The sequence below is a fragment of the Leclercia sp. 119287 genome (genome assembly GCF_009734485.1).
In the GTDB taxonomy this organism is placed as follows: Bacteria; Pseudomonadota; Gammaproteobacteria; order Enterobacterales; family Enterobacteriaceae; genus Enterobacter; species Enterobacter adecarboxylatus_C.
On sequence record NZ_CP046445.1, the window covers coordinates 1,790,900 to 1,810,467 of the forward strand.

The 19,568-nt window shown below is 58.6% G+C and carries 14 protein-coding genes, 2 tRNA genes and 1 pseudogene; 10 read left to right on the plus strand and 7 right to left on the minus strand.

Annotation, left to right across the window (positions count from 1 at the left end; all coding sequences use genetic code 11):
• The first annotated feature begins 191 nt into the window (after positions 1–191).
• The gene (gene rutR / locus GNG27_RS08605; RefSeq protein ID WP_142489014.1) at positions 192–830 is read left to right on the plus strand and encodes an HTH-type transcriptional regulator RutR; all 639 of its coding nucleotides are present in this window, start codon (positions 192–194) and stop codon (positions 828–830) included.
• Here the strand turns inward: rutR and GNG27_RS08610 are convergent.
• Together GNG27_RS08610 and putA are read right to left on the minus strand one after the other, a co-directional pair.
• Positions 827–1,222, minus strand: a complete 396-nt coding sequence (locus GNG27_RS08610) for a lysozyme inhibitor LprI family protein (protein WP_156263394.1) — start codon at positions 1,220–1,222, stop codon at positions 827–829. The genes rutR and GNG27_RS08610 overlap by 4 nt on opposite strands.
• Positions 1,223–1,386: 164 nt before the next feature.
• The gene (gene putA, locus GNG27_RS08615; protein WP_156263395.1) at positions 1,387–5,349 is read right to left on the minus strand and encodes a trifunctional transcriptional regulator/proline dehydrogenase/L-glutamate gamma-semialdehyde dehydrogenase; all 3,963 of its coding nucleotides are present in this window, start codon (positions 5,347–5,349) and stop codon (positions 1,387–1,389) included.
• Between the two features lie 420 nt (positions 5,350–5,769).
• Here putA and putP point away from each other — a divergent pair, with 420 nt between their 5' ends.
• Both putP and GNG27_RS08625 read left to right on the plus strand, forming a co-directional pair.
• A complete protein-coding gene (gene putP / locus GNG27_RS08620) occupies positions 5,770–7,278 on the plus strand; it encodes a sodium/proline symporter PutP (RefSeq protein WP_156263396.1) in 1,509 nt (502 codons plus the stop codon).
• 104 nt (positions 7,279–7,382) lie between these two features.
• Entirely contained in the window at positions 7,383–7,802 is a 420-nt protein-coding gene (locus GNG27_RS08625; RefSeq protein ID WP_156263397.1) for a DUF3574 domain-containing protein, read from the plus strand.
• Between the two features lie 96 nt (positions 7,803–7,898).
• On the opposite strand, the gene GNG27_RS08630 is transcribed toward GNG27_RS08625, so the two are convergent.
• Entirely contained in the window at positions 7,899–9,083 is a 1,185-nt protein-coding gene (locus GNG27_RS08630; RefSeq protein WP_156263398.1) for a NupC/NupG family nucleoside CNT transporter, read from the minus strand.
• Positions 9,084–9,334: 251 nt separating this feature from the next.
• Here GNG27_RS08630 and efeU point away from each other — a divergent pair, with 251 nt between their 5' ends.
• The 4 genes from efeU (at position 9,335) to phoH (ending at position 13,921) form a co-directional block, all read left to right on the plus strand.
• Positions 9,335–10,168, plus strand: a complete 834-nt coding sequence (efeU, locus tag GNG27_RS08635; RefSeq protein WP_156263399.1) for an iron uptake transporter permease EfeU — start codon at positions 9,335–9,337, stop codon at positions 10,166–10,168.
• 48 nt (positions 10,169–10,216) lie between these two features.
• The gene (gene efeO, locus GNG27_RS08640) at positions 10,217–11,344 is read left to right on the plus strand and encodes an iron uptake system protein EfeO (RefSeq protein ID WP_156263400.1); all 1,128 of its coding nucleotides are present in this window, start codon (positions 10,217–10,219) and stop codon (positions 11,342–11,344) included.
• 4 nt (positions 11,345–11,348) lie between these two features.
• Entirely contained in the window at positions 11,349–12,632 is a 1,284-nt protein-coding gene (gene efeB, locus GNG27_RS08645; protein ID WP_156263401.1) for an iron uptake transporter deferrochelatase/peroxidase subunit, read from the plus strand.
• 500 nt (positions 12,633–13,132) lie between these two features.
• Positions 13,133–13,921 carry a phosphate starvation-inducible protein PhoH gene (phoH, locus tag GNG27_RS08650; protein ID WP_197090593.1) on the plus strand — a complete coding sequence of 263 codons (789 nt, stop codon included), beginning with the start codon at positions 13,133–13,135 and terminating at the stop codon, positions 13,919–13,921.
• 468 nt (positions 13,922–14,389) lie between these two features.
• On the opposite strand, the gene GNG27_RS08655 is transcribed toward phoH, so the two are convergent.
• The 3 genes from GNG27_RS08655 to GNG27_RS08665 form a co-directional block, all read right to left on the minus strand.
• Positions 14,390–14,477: transfer RNA gene (locus GNG27_RS08655), tRNA-Ser, on the minus strand.
• A 146-nt stretch (positions 14,478–14,623) separates the two neighbouring features.
• Complete coding sequence (locus tag GNG27_RS08660) at positions 14,624–15,301, minus strand: isochorismatase family protein (protein WP_156263403.1); 678 nt, start codon at positions 15,299–15,301, stop codon at positions 14,624–14,626.
• A gap of 20 nt (positions 15,302–15,321) precedes the next feature.
• A complete protein-coding gene (locus GNG27_RS08665; protein WP_156263404.1) occupies positions 15,322–16,182 on the minus strand; it encodes a pirin family protein in 861 nt (286 codons plus the stop codon).
• Between the two features lie 110 nt (positions 16,183–16,292).
• Between GNG27_RS08665 and GNG27_RS08670 the strand changes: the two genes are divergently transcribed.
• Complete coding sequence (locus tag GNG27_RS08670) at positions 16,293–17,198, plus strand: LysR family transcriptional regulator (RefSeq protein WP_156263405.1); 906 nt, start codon at positions 16,293–16,295, stop codon at positions 17,196–17,198.
• 613 nt (positions 17,199–17,811) lie between these two features.
• Here GNG27_RS08670 and GNG27_RS08675 read toward each other — a convergent pair.
• Positions 17,812–17,899, minus strand: a tRNA-Ser gene (locus GNG27_RS08675).
• Positions 17,900–18,127: 228 nt separating this feature from the next.
• Here GNG27_RS08675 and ghrA point away from each other — a divergent pair.
• Positions 18,128–19,066, plus strand: a complete 939-nt coding sequence (gene ghrA, locus GNG27_RS08680) for a glyoxylate/hydroxypyruvate reductase GhrA (protein ID WP_156263406.1) — start codon at positions 18,128–18,130, stop codon at positions 19,064–19,066.
• An 83-nt stretch (positions 19,067–19,149) separates the two neighbouring features.
• A pseudogene (locus tag GNG27_RS08685) lies at positions 19,150–19,554 on the plus strand (PHP domain-containing protein); the annotation flags it as partial.
• Between the last annotated feature and the right edge of the window lie 14 nt (positions 19,555–19,568).

Here is a 19,568-nt window from a genome sequence, read left to right on the forward strand (position 1 = left end):
TGCCAGGTTTGAAATTGGCAATGTTATTAATGTGTTAACTGATGGTTGATAAAATGCTGGCGGCAAAAGTGGACTGTCTGGTCAAAATAGTTGCACACAAAGCAGGCAGTCGTGCGCGGTCGCGGTGCAGATAGTCGTGGTCACTCAGGGGTTTTTGCTATGCTGGGAACAGATCAACAAGGAGTGAGCACATGGCACAAGGCGCAGTGAAAACAGGCGGTAAACGTTCGCAGGCGGTGAGCGCGAAAAAACAGGCGATCTTCTCGGCGGCGCTGGAGACCTTTTCGCAGTTTGGCATTCACGGCACGCGGCTGGAACAGGTAGCCGAGCTGGCGGGGGTATCGAAAACCAATCTGCTCTACTACTTCCCCTCAAAAGAGGCGCTGTACGTTGCCGTCCTGCAACAGATCCTGGATATCTGGCTGGCGCCGCTGAAGGCGTTTCGCGAGGAGCTCACCCCGCTGGTGGCGATCCAGCAGTATATCCGCCTCAAGCTGGAGGTCTCCCGGGACTATCCCCAGGCCTCGCGGCTGTTCTGTCTGGAGATGCTGCAGGGGGCACCGCTGCTGAAAACGGTGCTGAGCGGCGATATGAAATCGCTGGTGGATGAGAAGTCGGCGATCATTGCCGGGTGGGTTGCCACCGGCAAACTGGCGCCGGTAGATCCGCATCATCTGATCTTTATGATTTGGGCCGCCACCCAGCACTACGCCGACTTTTCTGCCCAGGTGGAGGCGGTGACCGGCAAGTCGCTGAAGGATGACGACTTCTTCCACAGCACCGTGGATAACGTGCAGCGGATGATTATCGAAGGGATCCGGGTGCGTTAATTTGCCGGTGGGAGAGGGCAGCTTAAATCGCCCTCTTCACACTGCATCAGCGAGGCCAGATACGCTTCCCGCTCGCGGGTTTTATCCGCCAGACACTGATTCACGATCATTGGCTGAACGGAGCCGCCTGAAGTGCCCGAGCCGACAAAGGCGCAGTCGGCATCGCGCAGGGCGATCCACGCCTGCTGGGCCTTTTTCAGCAGATCGCGCTGGGGGGCCGCGGCGCGCTTCATCACAGCCTGGTAAGTCTGGTTCAGGGTTTTATCCGCCGCCTGATATTGCTCCGCGGTGCAGGTGTTCAGTTCAACCTGGGTGCTGGCGTTGGCGCACTCATCCGCCAGGGCGCTGGTGCTCAGCAGTAACGAAACACCTGCGATCAAAGCTCGTTTCATCTCTCCCTCCGTATAAAAAAGCCGGGTGGCGGCTTCGCCTTACCCGGCCTACAAAAATCAGATTATCATTTGTAGCCCCGGTAAGCGCAGCGCCACCGGGGAATACAGACCGCACAATCCGGTAGCCCCGGTAAGCGTAGCGCCACCGGGGTGAGTTTGCACGCTTAGCCGATGGTCATCAGGCTGGCGTTACCTCCTGCGGCAGCGGTGTTGACGCTGAGGGAGCGCTCCACGTACAGACGCTCCAGCTGCAGATTATCTTCGCCGCGGGCGAAGCCCTGCACCGACACAATGGCGCCTTTCCGGTCTGCAACCTGCTCGCACAGCTCGCGCAGCTGGTCGGAGTCCCCGTGATAGATCACCGCGTCAAACGGCTGGCTGGTCAGTACATCCGCCTTCGCAAAGTGAATGCGCGCGGTTACCGCGTTCGGCAGCTGCTTCGCCAGGTCGCGGTGCAGGGCATCTTCCGGCCACAGCACTTCACATCCGGTCGCTAACGCCGCCGCCAGCTGAACCAGCGCATCCTGCTCGTTATCCGCCACGCAGAGCACGCGCTCGCGCGGCATCAAGGTCCAGGTGTTGCGCTCGCCGGTCGGGCCAGGCAGCACGCGCTGGGTACCGGCCTGCGCCAGCTCGCCATACTGCTGGCACAGCGCACGCAGTTCAGGACGTTTTTCAGCCCAGGTCGCCAGCGCTTCCAGCGGCTGAGTCAGGACCGCTTTCACCTGCGTATCCACCGGGTATTGTGCATCCTGACGACCCAGGGTCACGCCGAGGGCGTTGGCCGGACGGTTCGCCAGCAGGCGGTACAGGTACATTGGCCCCCCGGCTTTCGGACCGGTGCCCGACAGCCCTTCGCCGCCGAACGGCTGCACGCCAACGACCGCGCCGACCATATTACGGTTTACGTACAGGTTGCCGACCTTCGCGCTGCCGGTCACCTGAGCGATGGTTTCGTCGATACGGGTATGCACGCCCAGCGTCAGACCGTAGCCGGAGGCGTTGATCTGCTCGATAAGCGCATCGAGGTTGTTACGGTTGTAACGCACCACGTGCAGCACCGGGCCGAAGACCTCTTTCTTCAGCTCGTCGAAGCTGGCCAGCTCGATCAGGGTTGGCGCCACAAAGGTGCCGCTGGTCCACTCGCGGGCGTCTTCGCTGTTCTCACGCACCGCCTGGAACACCGGACGGCCCTTGGCACGCATCGCCTGGATGTGATTCTCAATGTTGCTTTTGGCTTCGGCATCGATCACCGGCCCGATGTCGGTGGTCAGACGGCCCGGGTTGCCCATCCGGCACTCGCCCATCGCGCCACGCAGCATTTTCAGGGTGTGGTCAGCGATATCATCCTGCAGGCAGAGCACGCGCAGGGCAGAGCAGCGCTGTCCGGCGCTGTCGAAGGCCGAGGCCACTACGTCCACCACCACCTGTTCGGTGAGGGCGGAGGAGTCGACGATCATCGCGTTCATGCCGCCGGTTTCGGCGATCAGCGGGGTCGGACGGCCCTGGGCGTCGAGACGGGTGGCGATATTGCGTTGCAGCAGGGAGGCCACTTCGGTGGAGCCGGTGAACATTACCCCGCGCACGCGGTTGTCGGCGGTCAGCTTCGCGCCGACGGTCTCGCCGCGGCCTGGCAGCAGCTGCACCACGCCCGGCGGGACACCTGCTTCCAGCAGGATGTTGATCCCCTGGGCGGCAATCAGCGGCGTCTGCTCGGCCGGTTTCGCCAGCACGCTGTTACCGGCGGCAAGGGCGGCGGCAATCTGCCCGGTGAAGATCGCCAGCGGGAAGTTCCACGGGCTGATACAGACCACCGGCCCCAGCGGGCGGTGGGTTTCGTTGTCAAAGTCTTCGCGGACCTGACCGGCATAGTAGTGCAGGAAGTCAACGGCCTCGCGCACCTCGGCGATGGCGTTGCTGAAGGTTTTACCCGCCTCGCGCACCAGAATGCCAATCAGCTGCTGCATCTGATCTTCCATCAGCACCGCAGCACGTTCGAGGATCGCGGCGCGCTCCTGCGGCGGAGTGGCGAACCAGATCGGCGCGTTGTTCACCGCGCTGTCGAGGGCCAGATCCACTTCCTGTTCGGTCGCTTCCCGGGCAAAGCCGACAATATCTCTCGGCTCGGCCGGGTTGACCACCGGCTGCATTTCGCCAGCGATAACCGGCTGCTCGAGGATCGGTCTGGCCTGCCATTTCTGCAGGGCGCTGTTCAGCAGCGACGAGGAGAGCGACGCCAGGCGGTGTTCGTTCGCCAGGTCCAGACCGGCGGAGTTGACGCGCCCGTTGCCGTACAGCTCGCGCGGCAGGGCAATCTTCGGATGCGGCAGACCCACCTGACCTTCCTGGGCAGCCATTTTCTCGACGGCCTGCACCGGATCCGCCACCAGCTCGTCCAGCGGCAGGGTGGTATCGGCGATGCGGTTCACGAAGGAGGTGTTAGCCCCGTTCTCCAGCAGACGACGCACCAGGTAGGCCAGCAGGGTTTCATGGGTGCCGACCGGGGCGTAGATACGGCATGGACGGTTCAGTTTGCCATCCGCCACTTTACCGGTGACCTGCTCGTACAACGGTTCACCCATGCCGTGCAGGCACTGGAATTCGTACTGGCCCGGATAGTAGTTCTGACCGGCCAGCTGGTAGATAGCCGCTAAGGTGTGGGCGTTGTGGGTGGCGAACTGCGGGTAGATCAGGTTCGGCACGCCGAGCAGCTTTTTGGCGCAGGCGAGGTAAGAGACGTCGGTGTAGACCTTGCGGGTGTAGACCGGGTAGCCCTCGAGACCGTCCATCTGCGCGCGCTTGATCTCGCTGTCCCAGTAGGCGCCCTTCACCAGACGGATCATCAGGCGGCGACGACTGCGGGTAGCGAGGTCAATCAGGTAATCAATCACAAACGGGCAGCGCTTCTGGTAGGCCTGGATCACGAAGCCAATCCCGTTCCAGCCCGCCAGCTCCGGCTCGAAGCACAGTTTTTCCAGCAGATCGAGAGAGATCTCCAGGCGGTCGGCCTCTTCGGCATCAATGTTGATCCCGATGTCATACTGGCGCGCCAGCAGGGTCAGGGACTTCAGGCGCGGATAGAGCTCTTCCATGACGCGGTCGTACTGGGCGCGGCTGTAGCGCGGGTGCAGGGCGGAGAGCTTAATCGAGATCCCCGGGCCTTCATAAATGCCGCGACCGTTAGAGGCTTTACCGATGGCGTGGATCGCCTGCTGGTAAGAGACCAGATAGGCCTGCGCGTCGGCGGCGGTCAGTGCCGCTTCGCCCAGCATATCGTAGGAGTAGCGGAAGCCTTTATCTTCCAGCTTGCGGGCGTTGGCCAGCGCTTCGGCGATGGTTTCTCCGGTAACGAACTGCTCGCCCATCAGGCGCATTGCCATGTCCACGCCTTTACGGATCAGCGGCTCGCCGCTCTTGCCGATAATGCGGTTCAGGGAGCGGGAGAGGCTGGCTTCGTTGTGGGTGGAGACCAGACGGCCGGTAAACAGCAGGCCCCAGGTGGCGGCGTTAACGAACAGCGACGGGCTGCGGCCAATGTGCGAATGCCAGTTGCCGTTGCTGATCTTGTCGCGGATCAGCGCGTCGCGGGTGGCTTTGTCCGGGATACGCAGCAGCGCTTCCGCCAGACACATCAGGGCCACGCCCTCCTGCGAGGAAAGCGAGAATTCCTGCAGCAGGCTCTGCACCATCCCGGCACGGCCGGTGGCGTTTTTCTGGTTGCGCAGCTTTTCGGCCAGCTGATACGCCAGGCTGTGGGCCTGGGAAGCAATCGGCTCCGGCAGGCGCGCCTGCTCCAGCAGCATCGGCACGGCGTCGGTCTCTGCGCGGCGCCAGGCGGCAGTAATGGCCGCACGGCTCACCGACTGGGGCAGGATCTGCTCGGCAAATTCGAGGAACGGCTGGTGGATCTCTTCCGCGGCGTCGGTGTGTTCGTCGCTCTCATTGGCGGCACCGGCCAGCAGGGCAGGCAGCTCTGGCAGGTCGTCGTTGCTCTCCAGCTTTTCCAGATAGTTAAAGATGGCCTGCTTAATTAACCAGTGCGGCGTGCGGTCGATCCGCGTGGCTGCCGATTTAATCCGTTCGCGGGTTGCGTCATCCAGCTTAACCCCCATGGTGGTCATGCCCATGCCAAAAACTCCTGTGATTCAGTAGCGCTAGTGTAGTTAACGTGAAATATCCACTATGTTGCAACTTTGTGCAACCTCGTTAAATGTGACCCGGATTGCAAGCTGAAAAATGAATGGATTGTTACGTCATGGTTAACCGGAAAAAAGGTGTGGATTTTGGTTATCAACCCTGGTTTCATGCGGCGCTTAACACTTTTTGCAGGTGCAACCGCGAAAAGCGTGAGCGAGTGCAACCTCCAGGGATCTGGTGTGAAACCGGGGATGAAATTGATGTAAATGCAGTGTTAAATCGTTTGTGTCGTGGCAGCGCATACGGCAGGATACGCGCGGCCAACAGAAACACACATCATCACCCCCTCGTTCCGGGGGTGGAATAAAGACAGTCGGGAAGGCTGTCGAACATCTTTGCGGAGTATTTAAATGGCAATTAGCACACCGATGCTGGTGACATTTCTTATCTATATTTTTGGCATGATCCTGATAGGGTTCCTTGCATGGCGTTCAACCAAAAACTTTGACGACTACATTCTCGGCGGACGCAGTTTAGGCCCGTTCGTAACCGCGCTCTCTGCGGGTGCATCGGATATGAGCGGCTGGCTGCTGATGGGCCTGCCTGGCGCTATCTTTCTCTCCGGGATTTCGGAAAGCTGGATTGCCATCGGTCTGACCCTGGGCGCATGGATTAACTGGAAGCTGGTGGCCGGGCGTCTGCGCGTGCATACCGAAGCCAATAACAATGCCCTGACCCTGCCGGACTACTTCACCGGCCGTTTCGAAGATAACAGCCGCATCCTGCGTATTATCTCCGCGCTGGTTATTCTGCTGTTCTTCACCATCTACTGTGCCTCTGGCATCGTGGCCGGGGCGCGTCTGTTCGAAAGCACCTTCGGCATGAGCTATGAAACCGCACTCTGGGCGGGCGCCGCAGCAACCATCCTTTATACCTTCGTGGGTGGCTTCCTGGCCGTGAGCTGGACCGATACCGTGCAGGCCAGCCTGATGATTTTTGCCCTGATCCTGACCCCGGTTATTGTGATCCTCTCCGTGGGCGGCCTGGGTGATTCCCTGGCGGTGATCCAGCAGAAGAGCATCGAAAATGTCGATATGCTGAAAGGGCTGAACTTCGTCGCCATTGTCTCCCTGATGGGCTGGGGGCTGGGTTACTTCGGCCAGCCGCACATCCTGGCGCGCTTTATGGCGGCAGACTCTCACCACACCATCGTCCATGCCCGTCGTATCAGCATGGCGTGGATGATCCTCTGTCTGGGCGGTGCCTGTGCGGTAGGCTTCTTCGGTATTGCTTACTTCAACAACAACCCGGCCCTGGCGGGTGCGGTGAACCAGAACGCCGAGCGTGTGTTTATCGAGCTGGCGCAGGTCCTCTTCAATCCGTGGATCGCCGGTATTCTGCTCTCTGCGATCCTGGCGGCGGTGATGTCCACCCTGAGCTGCCAGCTGCTGGTCTGCTCCAGCGCCATCACCGAAGACCTGTACAAAGCCTTCCTGCGTAAGAACGCCAGCCAGAAAGAGCTGGTGTGGGTAGGGCGCTTTATGGTGCTGGTGGTGGCCCTGGTCTCCATCGCGCTGGCGGCAAACCCGGAAAACCGCGTGCTGGGTCTGGTGAGCTACGCCTGGGCAGGCTTCGGTGCCGCTTTTGGTCCGGTGGTGTTGTTCTCGGTGATGTGGTCCCGCATGACCCGCAACGGCGCGCTGGCCGGGATGATTATTGGTGCAGTTACCGTCATCGTCTGGAAGCAGTTCGCGTGGCTGGGGCTGTACGAAATCATTCCGGGCTTTATCTTCGGCAGCATCGGGATTGTGGTCTTCAGCCTGCTGGGTAAAGCGCCGTCTGCCGCGATGCAGAAACGCTTTGCGGAAGCGGATGCGCATTACCACACCGCGCCGCCAACGAAGTTACAGGCTGAGTAAGTTTAAGACACGCTGTAAGCCGGGCTCGCCCGGCTTTTTTTATTGCTAATTTCCGTGATTTACGCTCATATCGCTGTGCTAAAAAATGATGAGGATAGCGAATAATGACAATCAAAACAGGGCTTGTGGCTGGCGCAATTTTACTGCTGGCAGGCTGCAACGCCCCATCGCGCAGCATGGAGGAAAACACCTGCAAAGCTGATAATCAGATGCAGCAAACCACCCTCTATTTCGGCCTGAACCGTCCGGCAGGGGAGGCGATCACCGGCCAGGAGTGGCAGCAATTTGTTGACCAGGACGTGACGCCGCGTTTTCGCGATGGCTTAACGGTGTTTGATGCGCGAGGGCAGTGGCTGGGGAATGACGGGAAGGTAGCGCGCGAATCAAGCAAGGCGCTGATGCTGATCCACGGCAAAGATGCCCAGAGCGAGAGCAATATTGAGGCACTGCGCGGGATCTATAAGCAGCGCTTTGCCCAGGAGTCGGTGATGCGCGTAGACCAGCCGGTGTGCGTGCAGTTTTGATGAATCTGCCGGGTGGCGCTAGCGCTTACCCGGCCTACTTAACCCGTAGGCCCGTGCAAGCGCCAGCGCCGCCGGGCAATACCGCGGTATCAAAAACTACAACACTAATCCCGCAAAGCTCGCCGACAACAGGCTGACCAGCGTTGCGCCGTACACCAGACGCAGACCAAAGCGTGATACCACGTTGCCCTGCTGCTCGTTCAGCCCCTTAATCGCCCCGGCCACGATACCGATGGAAGCAAAGTTGGCGAAGGAGACGAGGAACACCGACAGAATGCCCAGCCCGCGCGGCGTCATCTGCGTGGCAATTTTTTGCAGCTCGATCATCGCCACAAACTCGTTCGCCACCAGCTTGGTTGCCATAATCCCGCCCGCATGCAGAGCATCACTCAGCGGGATCCCCACCAGCCACGCCAGCGGATAGAAGACATAGCCCAGAATCTGCTGGAAGCTCAGGCCGAAGACGCTGGAGAAGAGGGCGTTGACGGCGCTGATGAGGGCAATAAAGCCAATCAGCATCGCCAGAATAATCATCGCCACCTTGAAGCCGGCCAGAATATATTCTCCCAGCATCTCAAAGAAGCTCTGGGATTCATGCATCTTCTCCAGCTTAATTTCCGGCTCCGCTTCCGGGCGGGCCGGGTTAATCACCGTCAGGATAATAAAGGTGCTGAACATATTCAGGATCAGCGCCGCCACCACATATTTCGCCTCCAGCATGGTCATATAGGCCCCGACAATCGACAGCGAGACGGTCGACATCGCGGTAGCCGCCATGGTGAACAAACGACGCGATGAGAGATCGCCCAACACCCCTTTGTAAGCAATGAAGTTTTCCGACTGGCCGAGCGTCAGGGAGCTGATGGCGTTAAAGGATTCAAGCTTGCCCATGCCGTTAACCTTCGACAGCAGGGTGCCAATAACGCGAATAATCACCGGCAGAATACGCCAGTGCTGAAGAATACCGATCAGTGCCGAAATAAAGATAATCGGGCACAACACGCCGAGGAAAATAAATGCCAGCCCTTTTTCACCCATCCCGCCAAATACAAAGTTGGTCCCTTCGGCGGCATATTTCAGTAACGACTCGAAGAAGCCCGAGACGTACTGAATAACAAACAAGCCGCTTTCGGCGTGCAGGAAAAAGAACGCCAGCGCAATTTCAATGACGATAAGTTGGATAAGGTAGCGAATGCGAACGTTGCGGCGGTCAAAGCTGACCAGCCAGGCCAGCGCAAGGATAACCACCAGCGCCAGCAGGAAGTGCAGGAATTGATACATAGTTGATTTTCAGCAGATTAATGAGGCGCTCATTTAGCCACAGCCTGCTTTAACCGTAAATGAACTTTTACGTCTTAACTTATAAACCTTTTAGTTACCTGGGTGATTATTTTCCCCTTATGGGTTTACATCCTGTCATTAAAATGCAGCATATTTCGCTTGTATTTCTTATTGCCGTAATGATAATCACTATCACAAGAATTTACCTTTCTTTGCATCAGTTGACCGCGAAAAACATTTAAGGTGTCGGCATGTTTGTACCATTTCTCATTATGTTACGTGAAGGCCTGGAAGCGGCCCTGATTGTCAGCCTCATCGCCAGCTATCTGAAACGCACCCAGCGCGGCCGTTGGATCGGCGTGATGTGGATTGGCGTCTTCCTGGCTGCCGCCCTCTGCCTCGGTCTGGGCATTGCCATCAACGAAACCACCGGGGAATTCCCGCAAAAAGAGCAGGAGCTGTTCGAAGGCCTCGTGGCGCTGATTGCGGTGGTGATCCTCACCTGGATGGTGTTCTGGATGCGTAAAGTGTCGCGTAACGTCAAGGTTCAGCTGGAGCAGGCGGTGGACAGCGCGCTGGCGAAAGGCAATCACCACGGCTGGGCGCTGATCATGATGGTCTTTTTCGCCGTGGCGCGTGAAGGGCTGGAGTCGGTCTTCTTCCTGCTGGCCGCTTTCCAGCAGGATGTCGGGATCTGGCCGCCGCTGGGCGCCGTGCTGGGTCTCGCAACCGCGGTGGTGCTCGGCTTCCTGCTCTACTGGGGTGGGATCCGTCTTAACCTCGCCGTCTTCTTCAAGTGGACCAGCCTGTTCATTCTGCTGGTGGCCGCCGGGCTGGCCGCAGGGACGATCCGCGCCTTCCACGAGGCGGGCCTGTGGAACCACTTCCAGGATGTGGCGTTCGATCTCAGTAACGTCCTCTCGACTCACTCTCTGACCGGCACGCTCCTCGAAGGGATCTTCGGCTATCAGGAAGCGCCGAGCGTCAGTGAAGTGGCGGTGTACTTTATCTATCTCATTCCGGCGCTGGCGCTGTTCTTTATGCCATCGCGGCCAGGCACGCAGCCGTCGCATACTGCGCCCTGAAGTATTCATTGTAGTTACAACATAATCTAAAAGGTTAAGGGAAAAGTCATGGCAATCCACTTTCGTCGCAGTGCATTACAGGCGGGCTTAGCAGCGCTGATTGCGTCAGCATTCGCCGCGCAGGCCGCGGATGTTCCGCAGGTTAAAGTTACCGTCAATGATAAACAGTGTGAGCCGATGACCATCACGGTCAACAGCGGTAAAACCCAGTTCATCATCCAGAACCACAGCCAGAAAGCGCTGGAGTGGGAGATCCTCAAAGGGGTAATGGTGGTGGAAGAGCGCGAGAACATCGCGCCGGGCTTCAGCCAGAAGATGACCGCCAACCTGCAGCCGGGCGAATACGACATGACCTGCGGCCTGCTGACCAACCCGAAAGGCAAGCTGATCGTGAAAGGTGCCGCTACCGCTGACGCCGCGAAGGGCGACGCGCTGCTGAGCCTCGGCGACGCCATTACTGCCTACAAAGCGTATGTCACCAAAGAGACGGCGGACCTGGTTGCCGGCACCAAAGCCTTTACCGACGCGGTGAAAGCGGGCGATATCGAAAAAGCGAAATCCCTGTATGCGCCAACCCGTCAGCACTACGAGCGCATCGAGCCGATTGCCGAGCTGTTCTCCGATCTCGACGGCAGCATCGATGCCCGTGAAGATGATTACGAGCAGAAAGCCGCCGATCCGAAATTCACCGGTTTCCACCGTCTGGAGAAAGCGCTGTTTGGCGACAATGCCACTAAAGGCATGGAGCAGTACGCGGAGCAGCTCAACAGCGACGTGCTGGATCTGCAAAAACGCATCAGCGAGCTGGCCTTCCCGCCGTCAAAAGTGGTGGGTGGCGCGGCAGGGCTGATTGAAGAAGTGGCGGCCAGCAAGATCAGCGGTGAAGAAGACCGCTACAGCCATACCGACCTGTGGGACTTCCAGGCCAACGTCGAAGGCGCGCAGAAGATTGTTGACCTGCTGCGTCCGCAGCTGCAGAAAGATAACAGCGAACTGCTGGCGAAAGTGGATGCCAACTTCAAAAAAGTGAACACCATTCTGGCGAAATACCGCACCAAAGACGGGTTTGAAACCTACGACAAGCTGACCGATGCCGACCGTAACGCCCTGAAAGGGCCGATCACCACTCTGGCAGAAGATCTGGCGCAGCTGCGTGGCGTACTGGGTCTGGACTAAGTTGATGAACAAGCATGACGAGTACGACGTGGCTGAACCGTCACGACGTCGGTTGTTAAAAGGGGTAGGGGCGCTTGGCGGCGCCCTTGCCCTGGCAGGTGGTTGCCCGGTGGCGCATGCGGCAAAACCGCAGAGCGCGCCGGGCACGCTCTCTCCGGACGCGCGGATGGAGACGCAGCCTTTTTACGCTACCCATCAGGCCGGGATTTTAACCCCGCAGCAGGCGTCGATGATGCTGGTGGCCTTTGATGTGCTGGCCAGCGACAAAAGCGAGCTGGAGCGTCTGTTCCGCCTCCTGACCCAGCGCATTGCCTTTCTGACTACCGGCGGCCCGGCGCCCGACACGCCAAACCCGCGTCTGCCGCCGATGGATTCCGGGATCCTGGGCGCCTTTATCGCCCCGGATAACCTGACCATGACGGTGTCACTGGGAGCCTCGCTGTTTGACGATCGCTTCGGCCTCGCCCCACAGAAACCGAAATCCTTGCAGAAAATGGTGCGTTTCCCGAATGACTCTCTGGACGCGGCCCTGTGCCACGGCGATCTACTGATCCAGATCTGCGCCAACACCCAGGACACGGTGATCCACGCCCTGCGCGATCTCATCAAGCACACCCCGGATCTGCTGAGCGTGCGCTGGAAGCGGGAAGGGTTTATCTCTGACCACGCCGCGCGCAGCAAAGGCAAAGAGACGCCGGTGAACCTGCTCGGCTTTAAGGATGGCACCGCCAACCCGAACAGCCAGGATGCGCCCCTGATGGACAGCGTGGTGTGGGTGACGGCCGATCAGGGTGAACCGGCCTGGGCGGTGGGCGGCAGCTATCAGGCGGTGCGCATTATCCAGTTCCACGTTGAGTTCTGGGATCGCACGCCGCTGAAAGAGCAGCAGACCATTTTTGGCCGCGACAAGCACAGCGGTGCCCCGCTGGGCATGAAAAGCGAGCACGACGTGCCGGATTACGCCAGCGACCCCGACGGCAATGTGATCGCCCTCGACAGCCATATCCGTCTCGCCAACCCGCGCACAAAGGAGACCGAATCAAACCTGATGATGCGCCGGGGCTACAGCTACTCGCTGGGGGTGACTAACTCCGGGCAGCTGGATATGGGCCTGCTGTTTGTCTGCTTCCAGCACGATCTGGAGCAGGGCTTCCTGACCGTGCAGAAGCGGCTGAACGGCGAGGCGCTGGAAGAGTATATCAAGCCGGTAGGCGGGGGCTATTTCTTCGCCCTGCCGGGCGTGCGCGATAAAAACGGCTGGCTTGCAGAAGAGCTGCTCCGCGCCTGAATCCCGTCCCGCTTACCCCTTAAGCGGGACACATTTTTTATGTCCCGCTATCTCTTTGTTATAATTCTGTAATATTCCCGTAGCAGACTAATCAACGCTGTCAGGCGAATCTTAAAAGTTGCACTCAGGTAAAAATAATGTTGCATTCATGCTAAATCCTGATGTACTTACATTAAGATAGCGGTAAACCTTACAGTGATCATGAATCGCTCTGGAGATCGCGAATGGTTGGGTCCTCAACTGGACAGGGTAAACGCAATAACCGCAGTAACCGGCGCGGAGGCTCAAACTCCGGCAGCGATCTCTTCACCGAAAAATTCTCTCCCTCCACAGCAAATCCTGATTTCTCCGATCCGTCGAATGGTGAGCATAGCGATTCGGCCGGGTCATTTAACCAAGTAAGCTATGGCTTAGAAGGAAGCCAACCCTCAGATGTTTGTTCGCCTAATCGTACCGATGCCGGTACGAGTGATGAATACCAACAACTCAAGGTGCTATCCATGGGAAGACAAAAAGCAGTGATCAAAGCTCGTCGTGAAGCAAAACGTGTGCTGAGACGGGATTCACGTAGCCATAAACAGCGTGAAGAAGAGTCGGTCACCTCGCTTGTGCAGATGAGTGGTGTTGAAGCAATTGGCATGGCGCGGGACAGCCGGGATATGACGCCAGTTGTTGCACGCAATGACGCTCAGGCGCAGTACCTGAATGCTATTGAGAGTAAGTCGCTGATTTTCGCTACCGGTGAAGCCGGGTGCGGAAAAACCTGGATAAGTGCAGCCAAGGCGGCGGAGGCTCTGATTCATAAAGACGTCGACAAGATCATTGTCACCCGGCCGGTATTGCAGGCTGATGAAGATCTCGGCTTCTTGCCCGGTGATATTTCGGAGAAATTTGCGCCGTACTTCCGGCCCGTTTATGACGTGCTGGTGAAGCGATTGGGCGCATCTTTTATGCAGTACTGCCTGCGGCCGGAAATCGGCAAGGTAGAAATTGCGCCGTTCGCCTATATGCGCGGACGTACATTTGAAAATGCAGTTGTGATTCTCGACGAGGCTCAGAACGTAACTGCTGCGCAAATGAAGATGTTTTTAACGCGCCTCGGGGAAAACGTGACGGTGATCGTGAACGGGGATATCACCCAGTGCGACCTGCCGGCCGGCGTCAAATCGGGTCTGAGCGATGCGTTGGCACGTTTCGTTGAGGATGAGATGGTGGGGATAGTGCAGTTCACCAAAGATGACTGCGTGCGCTCGGCCCTGTGCCAGCGGACACTGAACGCCTACTATTGAGTCTGTTGCTGTGTGCAGAGCCCGGGGAAACCGGGCTTTGTTTTTTGTGCGGTGAAACGCCTGATGGCGCTGCGCTTATCAGGCCTACGGGGCGAGGCCGGGTCTGAATTTTGTAGGTCGGGTAAGCGTTAGCGCCACCCGACATGCAGGCCGCACGGTGTTGCATTTGGTGAAAACGCCTGATGGCGCTGCGCTTATCAGGCCTACGGGGCGAGGCCGGGTCTGGATTTTGTAGGTCGGGTAAGCGTTAGCGCCACCCGACATGCAGGCCGCACGGAGTTGTATATAGCACCGGGAGGGATTGACTCGCTGCGCTCGCCCTGCGGGCAGCCTGTTCGCTGCGCTCTCAGGCTGTCCAACTGGCTGTCGCCAGTTGTCGAACCCTCGGTCGGGGGTTCTCATCCCTCCCGGTGGCGTGCTACATGCGAAAAAAAAGCCCGCATTTTCATGCGAGCTCTTCTTTAAATATGGCGGTGAGGGAGGGATTCGAACCCTCGATACGTTGCCGTATACACACTTTCCAGGCGTGCTCCTTCAGCCACTCGGACACCTCACCATATTGTTTTGCTGCCTTTCCTCTCGGGGGCAACGGGGCGCTACTATAGGGAGTCGGGCTAAATCGGTCAAGCAGATTTTCTGCTTTACCGCGCGTTCGGTTAAGCAATAATCAGCTCCACGGTTTTCGGGCCGTGGAGCTAACCCTTAGCGCTGCGAATCGAGGGCTTCGCTGTTCTTCACCACCTCTTGCGCCTTGCCGTAGCTTTCAATCAGCAACTGATACGCCGGGAAAATGTGCGTATAGACTTCTGCCCACTGCGCCGCATCCTCACGATTCCAGGTGCGCTGGATCTCCGAGGCCACAGCCGCGGTGTCCATAGGGACAACGCCCGCCTGCACCACCCGCGCCAGGGTGATCTCCTGCGCCATCTTGCTGTAGGTGCCCGAGGCATCGATCACCGCAAAGACTTTATAGCCGTCAGCCACCGCGCTTATCGACGGGAAAGCCATGCAGACGCTGGTGATGGTGCCGGCGATAATCAGCGTCCTGCGTCCGGTCGCCTTCACGGCGGCCACGAACTCCGGGTTATCCCAGGCGTTGATCTCACCTTTACGCGCTACGTACTGCGCATGCGGGGCGTTAGCGTGGATCTCCGGGATCAGCGGCCCATTTGGCCCCTGCGGCACGGAGGCGGTGGTGATCACCGGGATATTCGCCAGGCTGGCGATTTTCGCCAGCGCCGCAGCGCGGGCACGCAGCTCCGGCATCGGCATGTCACCAACGGTCTGGAACAGGCCGCTCTGGTGGTCGATCAGCAGCATCACCGCATCATTCACATCAATAGCCGGACGTGCACCGTTAAAGTTAGCTGGGGTAGACATGGTTCTCTCCTTTATTACGTTCAGATCTGGCCGAAGCGGCCGGAATTAAAATCGCGAATAGCTTCAGCGATTTCGGTTTTACTGTTCATCACAAACGGGCCGTAGCCGACAATCGGTTCGTTCAGCGGCTCTCCGGCCATCAGCAGCACTTTGGCGTCGCTGCTGGCCTCCAGATGCAGCTTCTCGCCTTCCTGACTCAGGACAACAAGCTGAGCTTCACCCGCCTGGGCGGAACCATTCACCGTCACGCTGCCTTCCAGCACCACCAGCGCCGTGCTCCAGCCTTCTGGCTGAGCGAGCGTCAGATGACTGTCCTGACGCAGGGCGATGTCCCAGACGTTCAGCGGGGAGTAAGTGTGGGCCGGGCCGGTCACGTCCTCGTAGCGCCCGGCAATCACCCGCAGTTCGCCGCTGTTATCGGGCAGGGCCACCACCGGAATCTGGTTTTTGGTGATGCTCTGGTAGCCCGGTGTCGCCATCTTGTCTTTCGCCGGCAGGTTGACCCACAGTTGCATCATTTTTAATTCGCCCCCTTGCTGCGCAAAGGCGCTGGAGTGGAACTCCTCGTGCAGAATGCCGGAACCGGCCGTCATCCACTGGACGTCACCCGGGCCAATCACGCCACCTTTACCCGTCGAGTCACGATGCTCCACTTCGCCGGAATAGACGATGGTGACCGTCTCAAAGCCACGGTGGGGATGTTCACCCACGCCGCGCTTTGCCCCATCAGCCGGGAAGCTGTGCGGCCCGGCGTAGTCCAGCAGTAAAAACGGGCTAAGCGGTTCGCCGTGGGTCTGGTAAGAAAACATCGAGCGCACCGGGAAACCGTCGCCAACCCAGTGCTGGCGGGGTGCGGTATAAATGCCTGTTACGTTTTTCATCGTCTTCTCCTGATGTTCTGTTAATGTAATTAGCTTATATTCAGATTTAATATCCCGGTAGATAGTGAAAATGACATGCACTGTTCCAGAAATGGAACGATGAGGACGTTATGCAGGATCTCAATGATTTCGTATGGTTTGTGAAAGTGGTGGATCATGGCGGCTTCGCGGCGGCAGGCAGGGCGCTCGATCAGCCAAAATCTAAACTTAGCCGCCGGATTGCCCAGCTGGAAGAGCGGCTCGGCGTGCGCTTGATCCAGCGCACCACCCGCCAGTTTGCGGTTACGGAGGTGGGGCATACCTTCTACCAGCACTGTAAGGCGATGCTGGTAGAAGCCGAGGCCGCGGAGGAAGCCGTCGCGGCATTGCAGGCTGAACCCCGCGGCATGGTCAGGATCACCTGCCCGGTGACGCTCCTGCATGTTCACGTCGGGCCGATGCTGGCGAAGTTTATGGCGCGCTATCCCGGCATCAATTTGCAGCTTGAGGCAACTAACCGGCGAGTGGATCTGGTGGCGGAGGGCATTGATGTGGCGATCCGCGTGCGCCCGCGCCCCTTTGACGACAGCGATCTGGTCCTGCGGGTGCTGGCCGACAGAGGGCACTGTCTGGTGGCCTCGCCGCAGCTGATTGACAGGCTGGGCACGCCAGTGGTGCCGTCTGAACTCAGCGCCTGGCCCGGCCTGAGTATGGGGGAGGGGAAACAGGTGCACAAATGGGCGCTGAGCGGGCCGGAAGGGGCCAGGGCGGAGATTCATTTTCAACCGCGCCTGATTACGACCGACATGCTGGCGCTGCGGGAAGCGGCGATGGCAGGGGTGGGCCTGGTCCAGCTGCCGATTTTGATGGTCAAGGATCAACTCGCGTCGGGGGAGCTGATAAAAGTGCTCGAGGCGTGGGAGCCACGGCGGGAGGTGATCCACGCGGTCTATCCTTCGCGGCGTGGGCTGTTACCGTCCGTCAGAACGCTGGTGGATTTTTTGACCGGGGAGTATGCGCGGATGGTGGAGGAGTGACGCCGGGTTTGGGTTTTGTAGGTCGGGTAAGCGTTAGCGCCACCCGACAAGCAGGCCGCACGGAGTTGCATTTGGTGAAAACGCCTGATGGCGCTGCGCTTATCAGGCCTACGGGGCGAGGCCGGGTCTGGATTTTGTAGGTCGGGTAAGCGTTAGCGCCACCCGACATGAAGACCGCACGGAGTTGCATTTGGTGAAAACGCCTGATGGTGCTGCGCTTATCAGGCCTACGGGGCGAGGCCGGGTCTGGGTTTTGTAGGTCGGGTAAGCGTTAGCGCCACCCGACATGCAGGCCGCACGGTGTTGCATTTGGTGAAAACGCCTGATGGTGCTGCGCTTATCAGGCCTACGGGGCGAGGCCGGGCCTGGGTTTTGTAGGTCGGGTAAGCGTTAGCGCCACCCGACATTTCCAGACTGCAGGGTGTTGCATATAGCACCGGGAGGGATTGATTCGCTTCGCTCACCCTGCGGGCAGCCTGTTCGCTGCGCTCTCAGGCTGTCCAACTGGCTGTCGCCAGTTGTCGAACCCTCAGTCGAGGGGTCTCATCCCTCCCGGCGGCGTGCTACATGCGAAAAAAAAGCCCGCATTTTCATGCGAGCTCTTCTTTAAATATGGCGGTGAGGGAGGGATTCGAACCCTCGATACGTTGCCGTATACACACTTTCCAGGCGTGCTCCTTCAGCCACTCGGACACCTCACCATATTGTCATCCCGTTGTTGCTGGGACGGGCGCTAATGTAAGGAAAAGCCTTACTTACGTCAATCAACTTTTTCAGTAAATTAGCGCGTTGAGACAAACTTCAACCAACCTGATTTCTAATTGTGCTGAAAGTGCCTTTTTTATCAACAACGACCGCGGCAACAAATTTTGCTATGCTGCGATGCAGTTGAAAATGAACGTAAAACAGCGCAACAGAAGGCAATCGCAATGGACATCATTTTTTACCACCCAACATTTGATAACGCTTACTGGATTAAAACGCTTACGGCGGCGCTGCCGGGCGCGCGGGTTCGCGAGTGGAAACGCGGTGATAACGAACCGGCGGATTATGCGCTGGTGTGGCATCCCCCGGTAGAGATGCTGCAGGGGCGTAATCTTAAGGCGGTGTTTGCCCTCGGCGCCGGGGTGGATTCGATCCTCAGCAAACTTAAAGCGCACCCGGAAATGCTGGCGGAGACGATCCCCCTGTTTCGCCTTGAAGATACCGGCATGGGCCAGCAGATGCAGGAGTATGCCGTAAGCCAGGTGCTGCACTGGTTCCGCCGCTTTGATGACTATCAGGCGTTAAAACAGCAGGCCCGCTGGGAGCCGCTGGCGGATTATCAGCGCGAAGATTTTACCATCGGTATTCTTGGGGCCGGGGTGCTGGGTTCTAAGGTGGCCGAGGCGCTGGCGCCCTGGGGCTTCCCGCTGCGCTGCTGGAGCCGCACCCGTAAGGACTACCCTGGCGTGACCAGCTTTGCCGGTATGGATGAATTGCCGCAGTTTTTACAGGGCACGCGGGTACTGATTAACCTCCTGCCAAATACGGCGGAGACGGTCGGGATCATCAATAGCGGTCTGCTGAATCAGCTGGCGGATAACAGCTATCTGATGAACCTGGCGCGCGGCGTTCACGTGGTGGAGGCCGATCTGCTGGCGGCGCTTGAGCGTGGCAAGCTGAAAGGGGCGATGCTGGATGTCTACAGTAAAGAGCCGTTGCCTGCCGACCATCCTTTATGGGCCCATCCGCGCGTGGCCATGACGCCACACGTGGCGGCGGTGACGCATCCGGCCGAAGCCGTGGCCTATATCGCGCGCACCATCACCCAGCTGGAAAAAGGCGAGCCGGTCACCGGGCAGGTCGACAGGCAGCGCGGTTACTGAGTCAAACCCGGCCATCGCCGGGTTTTTGCTAATAAACGCCTGGGATAACTGCTATCCTTTGGGAAACACGAGAGGAGAGAACGATGTACCCCGTTGACCTGCATATGCACACCGTCGCCAGCACTCACGCCTACAGCAATCTTCATGACTACATCGCCCAGGCAAAGGTAAAGAACATCAAGCTCTTTGCGATCACCGATCATGGTCCGGATATGGCAGATGCCCCGCACTACTGGCACTTTGTGAATATGCGTATCTGGCCGCGGGTAGTGGATGGCGTGGGGATCCTGCGCGGAATTGAGGCCAACATCAAAAACACCCAGGGTGAGATTGACTGTACCGGCCCGATGCTGACCTCGCTGGATCTGATCCTCGCCGGTTTTCATGAGCCGGTATTTGCCCCGCAGGACAAAGCCACCAATACCGAGGCGATGATTGCCACTATTGCCAGCGGCAACGTGCATATCATCAGCCATCCGGGCAAGCCTGTTATACTCTTAAG

Bases quoted from the DNA above. Each gene is read 5' to 3' on its own strand.
- rutR (WP_142489014.1), top strand. From the start codon at position 192: ATGGCACAAGGCGCAGTGAAAACAGGCGGTAAACGTTCGCAGGCGGTG.
- GNG27_RS08610 (WP_156263394.1), bottom strand. From the start codon at position 1,222: ATGAAACGAGCTTTGATCGCAGGTGTTTCGTTACTGCTGAGCACCAGC.
- putA (WP_156263395.1), bottom strand. From the start codon at position 5,349: ATGGGCATGACCACCATGGGGGTTAAGCTGGATGACGCAACCCGCGAA.
- putP (WP_156263396.1), top strand. From the start codon at position 5,770: ATGGCAATTAGCACACCGATGCTGGTGACATTTCTTATCTATATTTTT.
- GNG27_RS08625 (WP_156263397.1), top strand. From the start codon at position 7,383: ATGACAATCAAAACAGGGCTTGTGGCTGGCGCAATTTTACTGCTGGCA.
- GNG27_RS08630 (WP_156263398.1), bottom strand. From the start codon at position 9,083: ATGTATCAATTCCTGCACTTCCTGCTGGCGCTGGTGGTTATCCTTGCG.
- efeU (WP_156263399.1), top strand. From the start codon at position 9,335: ATGTTTGTACCATTTCTCATTATGTTACGTGAAGGCCTGGAAGCGGCC.
- efeO (WP_156263400.1), top strand. From the start codon at position 10,217: ATGGCAATCCACTTTCGTCGCAGTGCATTACAGGCGGGCTTAGCAGCG.
- efeB (WP_156263401.1), top strand. From the start codon at position 11,349: ATGAACAAGCATGACGAGTACGACGTGGCTGAACCGTCACGACGTCGG.
- phoH (WP_197090593.1), top strand. From the start codon at position 13,133: ATGGGAAGACAAAAAGCAGTGATCAAAGCTCGTCGTGAAGCAAAACGT.
- GNG27_RS08660 (WP_156263403.1), bottom strand. From the start codon at position 15,301: ATGTCTACCCCAGCTAACTTTAACGGTGCACGTCCGGCTATTGATGTG.
- GNG27_RS08665 (WP_156263404.1), bottom strand. From the start codon at position 16,182: ATGAAAAACGTAACAGGCATTTATACCGCACCCCGCCAGCACTGGGTT.
- GNG27_RS08670 (WP_156263405.1), top strand. From the start codon at position 16,293: ATGCAGGATCTCAATGATTTCGTATGGTTTGTGAAAGTGGTGGATCAT.
- ghrA (WP_156263406.1), top strand. From the start codon at position 18,128: ATGGACATCATTTTTTACCACCCAACATTTGATAACGCTTACTGGATT.